The 14,136-nt window shown below is 41.2% G+C and carries 7 protein-coding genes; 2 read left to right on the top strand and 5 right to left on the bottom strand.

Annotation, left to right across the window (positions count from 1 at the left end; all coding sequences use genetic code 11):
• Positions 1-32: 32 nt before the first annotated feature.
• Both HVN35_03995 and HVN35_04000 read right to left on the bottom strand, forming a co-directional pair.
• A complete protein-coding gene (locus HVN35_03995; GenBank protein NYB51710.1) occupies positions 33-872 on the bottom strand; it encodes a fumarate hydratase in 840 nt (279 codons plus the stop codon).
• Positions 873-1,381: 509 nt separating this feature from the next.
• Positions 1,382-2,071 (bottom strand): methyltransferase domain-containing protein, encoded by a 690-nt coding sequence (locus HVN35_04000; protein ID NYB51711.1) that lies wholly within the window; start codon positions 2,069-2,071, stop codon positions 1,382-1,384.
• A 368-nt stretch (positions 2,072-2,439) separates the two neighbouring features.
• On the opposite strand from HVN35_04000, the gene HVN35_04005 reads away from it, so the two are divergent.
• Positions 2,440-4,737: a PQQ-binding-like beta-propeller repeat protein gene (locus HVN35_04005; GenBank protein NYB51712.1), complete on the top strand. Its 2,298-nt coding sequence runs from the start codon at positions 2,440-2,442 to the stop codon at positions 4,735-4,737.
• A gap of 69 nt (positions 4,738-4,806) precedes the next feature.
• On the opposite strand, the gene HVN35_04010 is transcribed toward HVN35_04005, so the two are convergent.
• The 3 genes from HVN35_04010 to HVN35_04020 form a co-directional block, all read right to left on the bottom strand.
• Positions 4,807-5,028 (bottom strand): hypothetical protein, encoded by a 222-nt coding sequence (locus HVN35_04010; GenBank protein NYB51713.1) that lies wholly within the window; start codon positions 5,026-5,028, stop codon positions 4,807-4,809.
• Positions 5,029-5,368: 340 nt separating this feature from the next.
• The gene (locus HVN35_04015) at positions 5,369-5,770 is read right to left on the bottom strand and encodes a type II toxin-antitoxin system VapC family toxin (protein NYB51714.1); all 402 of its coding nucleotides are present in this window, start codon (positions 5,768-5,770) and stop codon (positions 5,369-5,371) included.
• On the bottom strand, positions 5,760-5,987 hold the full coding sequence (locus HVN35_04020) for a hypothetical protein (protein NYB51715.1): 228 nt from the start codon (positions 5,985-5,987) through the stop codon (positions 5,760-5,762). Before HVN35_04020 ends, HVN35_04015 begins: the two co-directional genes overlap by 11 nt.
• A 710-nt stretch (positions 5,988-6,697) precedes the next feature.
• On the opposite strand from HVN35_04020, the gene HVN35_04025 reads away from it, so the two are divergent.
• Positions 6,698-13,882, top strand: coding sequence for a DUF3344 domain-containing protein (locus tag HVN35_04025; protein NYB51716.1), 7,185 nt, complete (start codon positions 6,698-6,700; stop codon positions 13,880-13,882).
• Positions 13,883-14,136 lie beyond the last annotated feature (254 nt).

The following is a 14,136-nucleotide window of genomic DNA, read 5'->3' on the forward strand; positions in this document are numbered from 1 at the left end:
ACATTAGGATACTTACGTACTAACCACGACCACTAAGGCTTCAAAACAGCACTGGCGTGCCTGTCAGCCCAGCACTGGATACAAACCCCCACTGGTAGGCCTGCTGTATGTGTATCTGCGTATTCTATTTTAACATCCAGGGCAGTGGTCTTACCACCTAAACCCATGGGCCCAATGCCTGTATCGTTAATTAGTTTTAGTATCTCTTTCTCCAGTTCAGCGATTCTCTCTTCGTTGTGGAGTACACCAACTTCCCGAAGCAATGCTTTCTTTGCAAGCTTCATGGCCATATCAGATGATCCACCAATTCCTACACCTACCACGGTTGGTGGACAGGGTTTTCCACCTGCTTTTATCACGGTATCCACCACGAACTTTTTGATCCCTTCCACCCCATCACCCGGGAGTCCCATCATTAGGGCGTTGTTATTTTCCGAGCCAAAACCCTTGGGAAAAACCGTGAACTCTATGTATTCCCCTTCAACCAGTTCCACGTCAATCTGGGGGATAAGTTTACCCAGGTTGTTACCGGTGTTCACCCGGGTCAGGGGGTCGACTACGTTGGGTCTCAGGGGAATTTCCTTAGTGGCCTTTTCTACACCCTTTCTTACGCCTTGGTAGAGGTTTTCCACTTCCACCTTTCCGAGTTTCACAAATACGATGGGGAGGCCGGTGTCCTGGCACATGGGGATTTCCAGTTCCTCCGCGGCTTGGATGTTCTCGAGAATTGCCTCTAAATTTGTCCGAGCAATATCCTGTTCTTCCCTTTTATAGGCTTCTTCCAGGGCTTTTCGAACATCTGAAGGTAGTTCTATTACAGCTTGCTTGAAAAGGTTGCAGATAACGCCTTCTACTTGTTTTTGGGTGATCATAATTCGTCTTGTATTAAATTAGCTTTAACTACATATTAACTTATTTAATTAATAAAAATTTGTTGTTATAGCCCTTTTAGTAATACTAAATATATAGAAAATATTATATACTAAGAGAACATATCTACCCGTGTAAGCGTGGTTAAACGGTAGTAATACTATTATTACCGAATTTGAAGGTTTTTTATTAACTTAGCCATTGACTCCGAAGTAGGAATCCAAAACCACGCATTGGATTCCTACAACTATTGTGCATATGTTAGGGCATCTAAATCATTTCTTCGCTCAAATGTATCAAAAGATGCCCTACAGAATACATATAATGAAAATTTCCCATCCCATACCTGGACCACATCGAATCAGTGAAGCGTCGTATGAGGCATCACCAATTAGTAAGGGGGCATCAACAAAAAAGACTCTAACTAAAACCACTCTTGATGCCCCCTTACATTATTGATTTCTGGATTTTCTAAATATGTAAAAATATTGTTTTTCTGTTTTCTAAATAGCTATTTCTTATTAATCTTCAGCATTTCATCACTACCCCTGCGGAACTGGTAGTCTACCTTTTCCATGTTAAAATCTGCTTTATCGCCTAATTCATCCATTAAACTGGGCAGAAATGATGATTCAGATTCACCATGGAGCTTTAAAATAGGATAAATTCTAACCTCAGAAGAAGTAATCCTCAACATCTCCAGTATAGAATCCCGGTGAAAATCATAACCCAGCCGATCCTCATATATAAAAAGCAGATGGGAAGATAAAACCAGGTCGAAACTGTTATCACCAAAGGGCAATTCTGGGAGAGCAGCTTTAATGTACCTTTCATCTTTATACTGTGCATAGCTATCTAGAAACTCTTCATAAACCGAAATGCGCTGCTGGACCATGTCCTCCGGGTCCTGGAAAAAACTCCAGTCCACCTTATGGGTTAAACCAGCATGCATCTTCATAAGAGTATGGAAATCATTTACACACTGTTCTTTAGTTTCCTCCACACTTTTACCATATAAAATATCCACAGCCGTGCTATCATAGCCCTTCTTAAGCAGGTGGGGAGTGAATGAACTTGCACCTGCTGCACAGTCTAAAATACGGATATCCCTCAACTCTTCTTCCTTTAAAGAGAACATCTTCACATATTCCTGGTAACTGCGGCCCAGGAACCATATCTTCCCATTTTTACCCTTATGCATTTATATCCATCCCTAAATTCTTTCAAACAACTGCAATCTTCAGAGGGATATGCCTCACATCTGTTTATTGGGTTATTAAATTATCTCCCATATAATAATATATCTTAAGTAAAACTTATTACTGATCAATTTAGCTTGAATTAATGATATTAGACAACCTTTAGAAAAAAATGACGGTGATTGGGCCTGCCGATTTAGATTATTACTTTGATTGGATTTAAGCCCATAAAGTAATAATAAAAAGGAAAAAGAAAAGTATTATATATGAATGAAGGCCATCCAGCTATTAAAAGAAACATTCAGGCTCCCTAAATAAATTTACTAAAAGGACATTCCATAAAAATAATGAAATTTAGAGGTATTAGAAAATGTTAAATACAAAAAAATTCGCTATCCTTGCCATAACACTACTTATAGTAGCCGTAATCTTACTTTCTAATCCTGTATCTGCAGCAGGATTGGCAGACAGTGCTCAACCTAAATTCCATCACGACCAGAACAACACCGGCCAATCAGTTTACAATGGACCCCAGAACAACGAAACCAAATGGAACTACACCACCAATAATATGATCGGTTATTCTTCCCCATCCATCGATAAAAACGGCACGGTATATGTGGGTAGTGGAGATGGCTATTTATACGCCTTCACCTCTGCTGGAAAACTGAAATGGAGATATAAAACTGGCGACGCTGTTCAATCATCCCCCACCATCGATAGTAACGGTAACATATACTTTGGAAGCTGTGATAACTGGTTATATGTAATTACCTCTGCTGGCAAACTGAAATGGAGATATAAAACCGGCAGCGCCGTTGAATCATCCCCCACCATCGATAGTAACGGTAACATATACTTTGGAAGCTGTGATGGTAAAGTCTACGCACTCAACTCCACCGGTAAGATCAAATGGAAATATCAAACCGGTAATTTCATAATATCCTCACCTGCTTTGGGCAGTGACGGCACCATATATGTTGGAAGTGAGGATCAATACTTCTATGCCATTAGTTCAGCAGGAAAACTAAAATGGAGATATAAAACAGGTAAAGCTATATATTCAGATCCAGTTATTCATAATGGTACGATTTATACCGGAAGTGGTGACGGTTATCTTTATGCGCTCACCTCCGCTGGTAAACTGAAATGGAAATATAAAACCGGTAAAGAAATATATTCTCTGGCTGCTGGTAAAAATGGCATCATATACGTCGGAAACAAAGACGGTAAACTGTATGCAATTAACTCCAGCGGAAAACTTCAGTGGACCTACACCACCGGCAACACAATACGTTCTTCCCCCACCATAGGCAGTAATGGCACCATATACTTCGGAAGCTATGATGGCAAATTGTACGCTCTCAACTCCAGCGGGAAGCTGATATGGCAATATCAAACCGGTAGCGGCATAGAAGGATCCCCGGCCATCACCAGTGACGGTACCTTATACTTTGGAAGCCATAACAGTAAGGTTTACGCCATACAGGATGTGTACGTGTATGCCACGCCCAAAGCAGGCAGTTACAATAAAAGTCAAAAGATTACTCTGACCACCAACAGAACAGGCATCATCTACTACACCCTTAACGGTACCACCCCAACCACCAACAGCGCCCAATATACTAAAGCTATCAGCATCACCAACTCTACAACGGTGAAATGCTTTGCAGTAGATACAGCAGGGTATAAATCACAGATATACACCCAGAAATACACCATTGAAACTGTACCACCCACCGTGGTTAGCGTTGACCCCACCAATAACAAGGTAATCAATGTAGCCAATAAAGCATTGGTAATCACTTTCAGTGAGAACATCAAAGCAGGAAGTGCGTTTACTAGTATCAAAGTCACCAACCCCGACGGAGTAGCAGTAAAACCATTATACAAAGTAATAAACGGTAAAACACTAACCCTAACCCGTAACGGCTACTACATTAATGGATTAACCTACACCATCACCTTACCCACGGGCAGCATCACCGACACAGCAGGCAACAACATCAACACCTACACCAGCAAATTCAAAATGGACTTCGTAAAACCCACCGTATCCAGTGTTAACCCCACCAATAACAAGGTAATCAATGTAGCCAATAAAGCATTGGTAATCACTTTCAGTGAGAAAATCAAAGCAGGGAGCGCATTTAGTAATATAAAAGTCACCAACCCCGACGGAGTAAAAGTAAACCCATTATACAAAGTAATAAACGGTAAAACACTAACCCTAACCCGTAACGGCTACTACATAAACGGATTAACCTACACCATCACCCTACCCACCGGCAGCATCACCGACACAGCCGGCAACACACTAAAAACAGCGTTTACCAGCAAATTCAAAATCGACACCACCAAACCCAAAATAACCAGCACCAACCCAGCCAACAAAGCAGTCAACATACCACGCAACAAAGTAATCAAAGTAATCTTCAACGAAAACATCAAAGCAAGCAGCAAATACTGGATCGAACTAAAAACAAGCAATGGAACCTCAGTAACCATCAAAAAATCCATAAACGGCAAAGTCTTAACCATAACACCAACAGCACAGTTAAAAGCCAACACCAAATACTACCTTATACTACACACCGGATCAGTAACCGACACCTCAGGCAACCCACTAGCAGCAAAAACCATAAACTTCACCACCAGAAGAACATAAAAGGGAAATTTTCCCCTATTTTTTTCTTTTTTTAGGGAGACTTCTATTGATTAATTAGAGATAAATAATTCATTCTGAAATAATTTTCTCTATTTCACCTATTATTCTCTCCACGGCTTTTAAACCATCTTTAACTTCTTTTGGGAAGATTTCAGCAAACTCCTGGGTCCCGTTCAATGTCGAAATTAGCCATACTCTTTCACTTTCCTGTGCCAGTTGAATTTCTAATTCCTTCATCCCTTGATGAATATTTCCTACTTTTATCTTATCTTTTAGATGTAGTTTTACCATTAGATAATCTATCCACATCTATAAGATTTTATGGACCACTCAGATGTCAATATTACTTTTCCAGATTGGTCAGACCCTCCAAAGAAAATTGTTTTAATTTTAGTACCATATGTTCTAATGAGAGAACTATGAATATTTATATTAACCTATTTTCCCAGAATTAATCCTTGTATCTTCATCCAGGAGGGTTTGGGTGGCTTGCTAAGAAAATGTGGTTTATATGCACCTTTCGCGGATGGATAAACCCGATTTCAGGACAAATTTTGCTGGTTTTAAACTTGCTGGAAAAGTTTCTAGATTTTTTTGTAAAAATGTGAAAAAATTATAAATAAATTGGGTATTATAATAATTCCACCATGCAACTCGTGTTTTTAAGTCTTTTATCCAAAGTGAGAAGTGGTACTTCTTCTTTTTCCGCCGCTCTCAGGAACAATGAATCGTAGAAACTTACTTTTTCCTTGACCGCGATCTTAAAGGAGATATCTATGAGTTCCTGAGTTTTTATAACTTCACAGGCGGTGGTTATAAATTCCACGCTCTTTTTAAGGGCTTCTCCAATTATTTCTTCGTCTTCACCGAATAGGGTTACCCTTTTCCAGGCTACATTACCCACCTCTGCCAGGGCCAGATCAAGAGTAAGAAGATCCTGATCCTGGACCGCCTTAACAGCCCTGGAGGATGCTTCTTCCTGGAAAAAAATAGCGGCTATGACACTGGAGTCCAGCACATACCTATCTGGCATTTCTATCTTCCCTTATAAGTACTGCTGATTCCACATTAGTTTTCATACGCTTCCTTAACTCCTCCGCCTCTTTCAGGAGCTTTTTCTTACTTTTATCCTGAATCAATTTAATGGATGCCTGCCTTATCTCGTCCTGCCAGTTAACATCCCCCATCTCTTCCATCATCCTGCGATACTTAACTGGAATTCTAATACTGTAAACAGTTTTTGTAGACATACTATATTGTATACATGTTCTTATACAAATAGTTTGCCATGGATAATCTCCAAATAAAAAACAGAATAATATAGACAAATATAATAAACGATGAAAAATGTTTCATTTCCATCACCCGAATAATTTAATAGTCATGTTTACTTAATCTATACACATTTTTATGGGATGCCACAGTTTCAGTTGTGTGGATTGGTTTCTAAGTTTTAGTTGAAATTCAGGTATCAAATTCTAGTATATGATCTGGATTTCACTATTTAATAGATTTCAGGTTATAACATCCTATTTTCTCATTAAAAAACTTGCAGTAAAATCATTATCAAATGTTAAATGAAATGCTTTTACTAAGCGTATTATTACGATCCACTAATATTTCCACTGAAAATTAATAACTAGTCTACTCTTTAGTATTACGTTTCTACTGGTTTTACCTCGAAAAGTAATAATAAAAATCTTTTAAAAAGTATTATATATTAGATCAGACTAGCCATCAATCACTAAAAAAATGTGGTTGAGTAAATCCAATCACCAGGAGGCGGTTATAGGAAGATGGGAGAAGCGTAATTTTTATTTTACTTAAATTAAATGTCTTTATTTTAATAAATAAACGATATTTTCTGATAAAATCTTAAAAAATTGAGATCTATTCTATAAAAAAAATTTAAGGAGAATAATAGAATGAAATTATTTAAATTAAAGGGGGTGAGTAAGCTATGAATGCAAAAACACCCGTATTGTTGGTTTTAACCTTGATTTTTGCCGTGATACTTTGTGGTGCTGCATCAGCAGGAACGCCTCTAAACACCACCCATAATGGTACGGTGTCCGGGGATCTGTATGTGAACGCTACCCAACCAGTGCCATTTGCTAATCAACCCACAGACGCTACTTCACGGGAATTTACTCAAACATATAACTTGCCCAACAACACAGGATTAGACTGGGCACGAGTTTATGTGAATATTTACTCGGGAAGTGGTAGTGCCAACTGGCCAGCCAACGTCACAGTCAAACTAGACGGGAATGGAGATGGTACCTACGAGACAACACTAGGAAACGAACTACTCACCAGTGAAAACTACTCCATAGACGGAACCATCTACTGGATAAACGACCACTGCTTCCGGGTCTACTCAGACTACCAAGCATGGTACGATGTCACCGGACTCATAACCAGCAACAACCCATCCATCTACGTGAAAACGGAACAAATAGGCACACAAACCTTCGATGGACGATTAAAGATGATCGCCCTGGTCGCAGCCTACAACGACGGAGATGATGATAAGGTACATTACTGGGTCAACGACGGACAAGACTGGATAAACACTGGTTCATCACAAACCACATTTAAAACCAGCACGTTTACAAGAGCAGTGTCAAATGCTGCCTTGTATAATGTGGCTCTCTCCAGTAAGGATGGAAGTTATAACTTCAATGGACAGGCATTTAGTGGTACTGATCCAGTAGCACCAGTGAACTACTTCGTAACCCACAGATGGAATGTTACCAGTAATATCACACCCGGACAGGACAGTACACTGACCTACACCCTAGGTGCTGGATCATATAAAAGCGTCCTAGCAACACTCACTGTTAAAGAATCAGACATAACACCACCAACCGTCAATTTCACGGCCGACAAAACCAGTGGAGCAGCACCACTCACCGTGCATTTCACTGAACAATCTACAGGTGCAACCAGCTGGGCATGGGATTTTAACAACGATGGAATAAATGACAGTACACTGCAAAACCCCACATATACATTCAACAACGGGGGAACCTATACAGTCAAACTAACAGTAGCCGGAACCGGTGGAATTGCCACTGAAACCAAAAATAACTACATCATAGCTATACCTAATAACTACGTGAGTTACTTTGGAAGTTCAAGTGATGAATTAGCACAAGCTATTGCGCTTGATAACGATGAAAACATTTACATCACAGGATACACAACTTCGGGAGACTTTCCAACCACTAATGGTGCCTACCAGACCAGTAACGCAGGTGGATCTGATGCATTACTATCCAAGTTTAATAGTGCCGGAACTTTAGTGTACAGCACTTATCTTGGAGGATCTGGTTCAGACTATGGGCTGGGTATTATAGTAGATGCTGTTGGAAATGTTTACGTAACTGGACGAACAAACTCTGCAAACTTCCCCACAACCACCGGAGCCTACCAATCAACTAATGGTGGAGGATATGACGCATTTTTATCTAAATTTAACAGTAATGGCGAATTGGTATACAGCACCTACCTCGGAGGTACCGGAACAGATTATGGAAATGGTGTTGCACTGGACAACAATGAAAACATTTACATTGCAGGATATTCAGGTTCAACAAACTTCCCTACAACCAGTGATGCTTATCAAGCCAACAAATCCACAAGTAATGATGCCTTCATGTCCAAATTTAACAGTAGTGGAGAACTTGTGTACAGCTCTTTCCTCGGGGGAACTGGACAGGACTATGGCTATGCCATTACAATTGACAAAAATGATAACATTTACATCACAGGACGTACAGCTTCAAGTGATTTCCCCATCACTAGTGGTGCCTACCAAACCAGTATCGCCGGTGGGGCTGATGTATTTGTAACCAAATTTAACAGTGCTGGAAGCCTAGCATACAGTACATATCTCGGAGGAAATGACACAGACAATGGCAATAGTGTTGCGGTGGATAGCAATGGAAATGCTTACATCGGTGGACAAACAAAATCAAAGAATTTACCTGTAACCGTTGGAGCCTATCAAACAAGCAATGCCGGCGTTGACTATGATGGTTTTGTAGCAAAGTTAAATACAAATGGAACAAGCCTTGTTTATAGCACATACCTCGGAGGAAGCGCAAGTAACAGCATAGAAACAATAACCGGAATTGCGGTAGATGAAGAAGGAAATGCCCATGTCATAGGATACACAAATTCTGGTGACTTCCCAGTAACCCCCGGAGCATATCAAACTGTTAATAAGGCAGGATTCTATGGAGACGTGTTCTTAACTAAATTAAAATCTGATGGTACTGGCCTGTTATACTCCACATTCTTAGGAGGCAGTGGAAATGATCGTGGAAATGCTATTACAATAGACAGTGCTGGAAATGCCTACTTAACAGGAAACACAAATTCCGGGGATTTCTCAGTAACACCAGGAGCATACCAATCAACCATAACAAATAGTTATCAAGAAATTTTTGTTGCAAAACTGGATCTAACATCACCTGTTGCAGACTTCACCGCAGATGTTCTGTCAGATTATGCACCTTCAACAGTGCATTTCACAGATCAAACCAACAGTACAACTAATCTCATTGCCTGGGCATGGGATTTCAATAATGACGGCATAGTTGATAGTAATGAGCAGAATCCCACCTACACTTACACAACAGCAGGTGTATATACTGTGAAATTAACAGTGGCCAATGTTGGTGATAGCAGTTCAACGACCAAAACAGATTATATCACTGTACTTACACCTCCAGATGATACGGAAGCACCAACTGTAACAGCCATCCCCGTAGGTGGTAATTTCACCTCGGCCCTCCAGGTGTTTTTATCTGCTACAGATAACTATGACATTAATCCCAAAATATACTACACACTTGACGGCACAGACCCAACAACAAACAGCACTCTGTACACAAACCCCCTTATCTTCACTGAAACCACCGTGTTAAAGTTTATCAGTGCAGACAAATTTGGTAACATTGGAACCATACAGACTGAAACCTATAATATCAACGACACAGAAGCTCCTGTTGTCACTGCAACTCCCGCAGAAGGAACTTACCACGAAACAACTCAGATAAATTTATCTGTAACGGATAATACGGATCCTAATCCAATAATTTACTACACACTTGATGGTACAGACCCAACCACAAATAGTACAATATACACCGACCCTATTAATCTCCCAAATTACGTTACTACAACTTTAAAATATATTGCAGTGGATAAAAGTGGAAACATCCTCCCAATACAAACACTATACTATACAATCACGGATATAGAACTACCAACGGTGACTTACACCAAAACTGGAACAACAACAATTACATTAAACGCTACCGATGACATGGATCTTGATCCTAAGATCTATTACACGCTCGATGGTAGTGATCCTACAACCAACAGCACACTGTATACTGGTCCGTTTAACCTTCCACGACCTGCTGTTACTGTTTTGAAATTCATAGCAGTGGACGCTAGTGGTAACACTTCACCAGTGCAATCTGAAACAATCAGCACGTACTTGGAAACAGACCTTCTAACCACTTACTATGCCCAAGGACATGTCAATGTAATTGTTGATAATGGTGGTACTGGTTACGGTGGTGGAAATCCAACCTATAACCTGAACATACCCGATGGTGCGACTATACTCGCGGCTCATTTATGTTTGGCATGGACGTGGTATGGTTACAGTCCATACAACGTAACATTCAATGGATATAACCTCACAAATCTCCTAGCACACTACCCAGACTACAACGGATACTACGGCAGAAATGATGGAGAAGGACAGGACATCTACGACGTGACACAGTATTTCAATGCTAACGGAACTAACACCGCCACCATCACCGGTGGACCTCAAGCCCAATACGGCCGTGTGTTGATTGTAGTTTACGAGCATGCTAGTGAACCTTACAGGAAAATCTGGATAAATGAAGGTTTTGACCTGCTTTACTATGGACCAACCACAGGATTCGCCTTCTTCGACAACGTAACCACTGACAAAGTAGATTCCACCCAGTTAACCATCATGTTACCCTCAGGTGATAATGATTCACCAGGCGTGCTATTCAACGGACAAACACTCAACCTAAACGGAACTGGTGGAAGCGACCCATCGTACAAATACTACAGCGTGACTTCGCTACAAAACGGACTCAATCAACTAGATGTAATAGGAGGAGGAGCATACTTCTCACTACAAAACGCCATACTAACAGTTACAATGGAACCGGTAGTAGCAAACTTCACTGCAGACACCACCGTGGGTGATGGACCTTTAACTGTGCAGTTCACCGACAATTCCACTGGAACTACTGGTTGGGCTTGGGACTTCAACAACGACGGAACAATCGATAGTACATTACAAAACCCTATCTGGACCTTCACCAACCCCGGATACTACACCGTGAAACTCACAGCAACTGGACCCGGAGGAGAGGATGAGGAAATCAAAACGGATTACATCTTCGTTAACGGACCCGATTTAGTGGTAACTGGTATTACACCTAACAGCGGTGCAGGCAACACACTGTTCTCCAACGGAAACAACACCATATCTGTAACGGTTGAAAACCAGGGGACCAGTCCGGCACCAGCATCCACCCTCAAAGTAACCATTGATGGGGAAGAATACACTGTAAATGTGCCTGCACTTGGTGTTGGCGAATCAACCACCGTAACTGTGACTGACACCACTTCCAGAAGTGTAGGTGACAGTGTACCAGTAAACACCGACACCGACCCAAACAACAGCATACCAGAGACCAACGACTCCAACAACACCTTAACAACTACCTTACCCGTTTACAACAACGGTTACCGGGGTAAACGGTACACCAACGGCAACGACATAAACACCACCACAGTATGGAGCGGAAACTACAATGTTATCTACTCCAATGGAAGCGCAGCTTACAGAAGCGGAAGCGGAAGCAACTGGGACACACCATACACAGCCACCTGGACCAACACCGACCTGCCAATACCAGCAGACACTAATGTAGTCCTGGCAAGGTTGTACCAGCCTTACACTTGGAACACTGCCCTGGGAGTGCCAGACTGGACCGCACAGTTCAACGGTAAAACACTGTATGACTTGACCTACTACACTGATACTAAAAGCTATGGAACCAGCAACTATCCATCCGGACTCTTAGTCTACGATGTAACCAGCTTATTCCAAACCAACGGCAACACACTAACCTTAACCAAAGGAGCAGCCACAACAGCCAGCCTATACGGATCCTACCTGGTTGTGATCTACGAGGATCCAAACACTGCCTTTAAACGGATTTACATAAACGACGGTGCGGACATGCTCTGCTCTAATCCCACCTACAGTACAAACGATGAACAAGCCACAGCCTACGCCAACTACAACCTGAACACCAACAAAATGAGCAACGCTCAACTAGTAGCGATACTGGCTTCAGCCGGCGATGAGAATAAAAGCAAGTTCTTCTTCAACGGACAAGAATACACCGGCTTTTGGAACAGCTACAATAGAACCACACAGACTGGTTTCAGCCTATACGATATAAACAGTGCCGTACTGAATGGATTTAACACCGCGGCCCTGCAAAGCTACAACAACGGCACCAACGGCGATAACATGGTTGCCCTGGGCACCATACTGGTACTCACCACTGACAACCAGTGCCCCACTGTCAACTGCAACCTACAGGGTGGACTATCACGAACCACACAAACCGTGACTCTAACTGCAACTGATGACCAGTGCACTACTCCACGGATCTACTACACACTCAATGGAGAAGAACCAACCACCAACTGCACACTGTACACCGGACCTATAAGCATAAACGAAACCACCACACTAAAATTTATCGCAGTAGACGATACGGGTAACATCTCACCGGAGCAGACAGAGATCTACACCATAGACACCATAGCACCTACAGCCACAGTGTTTGATCCAGTTAATGGTCAAACTAACATTGCAGCTGATAAAACAATCAAAGTAACCTTCAGTGAAGATATTAAAAAAGGCCATATGTGGATAGAACTCTTAAACAGTGAACTAACAGCCATACCATTCACTACAACAATAAATGGTAAAGTTTTAACAGTGGCCCCCACCAGCAACCTGGCAGAATCACTATACACCCTCTGGATCCACACTGGATCAGTAACCGACCTGGCAGGAAACCCAGTAGCAGTTAAATCAACCAAATTCAGTGTGGGAACATCACCCACCGTATCAAGTGTCGATCCAACCAACAACAAGGTGATCAATGTAGCCAATAAAGCATTGTTAATCACTTTCAGTGAGAACATCAAAGCAGGAAGTGCTTTTACTAATATCAAAGTCACCAACCCCGACGGAGTAAAAGTAAACCCACTATACAAAGCCATAAACGGAAAAACACTAACCCTAACCCGTAACGGTAACTACATAAACGGACTAACCTACACCATCACCCTACCCACCGGCAGCATCACCGACACAGCAGGAAACAACATCAACACCTACACCAGCAAATTCAAAATCGACACAACCAAACCCAAAATAACCAGCGTTAACCCCACCAACAACATGGTAATTAATGTGGCCAATAGATCATTAGTAATCACTTTCAGTGAGAATATCAAGGCCGGAAGCGCATTTACCAGTATCAAAGTCACCAACCCCGACGGAGTAAAAGTAAAACCGCTATACAAAGTCATAAACGGAAAAACACTAACCTTAACCCGTAACGGTAACTACATAAACGGACTAACCTACACCATCACCTTACCCACCGGCAGCATCACCGACACAGCAGGAAACAACATCAACACCTACACCAGCAAATTCACCGTAGACTTCGCCAAACCCACCATAACCAGGGTTAACCCCAGAAATAACAGCTCCGGATTTTCATTAACCGCACCCATCACCATAACCTTCAACGAGAACATACTGGAAGGCGTCAACTGGTCAAAAATCACCATGAAAAACCTGAACACAGGCAAAGCAGTCTCCTTCACCAAAACCAAAAACGGCAAATCACTAACCATCAAAATGACCTACACTAGACTACACAAAAACACCTACCAAATCTACATACCCGCAGAAACCGTTAAAGACAACGCCGGCAACAAACAAAACACACCATACACACTAACATTCAAAACACGATAATAAAAAGAAAGGAAACCTTTCCCCCTCTTTTTTTCTTTTTTTAAGGAAATTTCAATAGACTAATTAGAAATAATATTGATCTGAATATCATTATTTTTGTTATCTAAAAAAATTTGAAAAAAATAAATATAGTCTTTTTTGAAAAGTTCTTAAATAATGTATTTTTGTATGAATTGTTTGGCTAGGCTGTCTGTTTGAGTGTATTTATTGAAATAGGTTAGGAAATTGTCTTTTAAATATTTGATATTTTCGAT

Source organism: Methanobacteriaceae archaeon, assembly GCA_013403005.1.
Lineage (GTDB): Archaea > Methanobacteriota > Methanobacteria > Methanobacteriales > Methanobacteriaceae > Methanobacterium.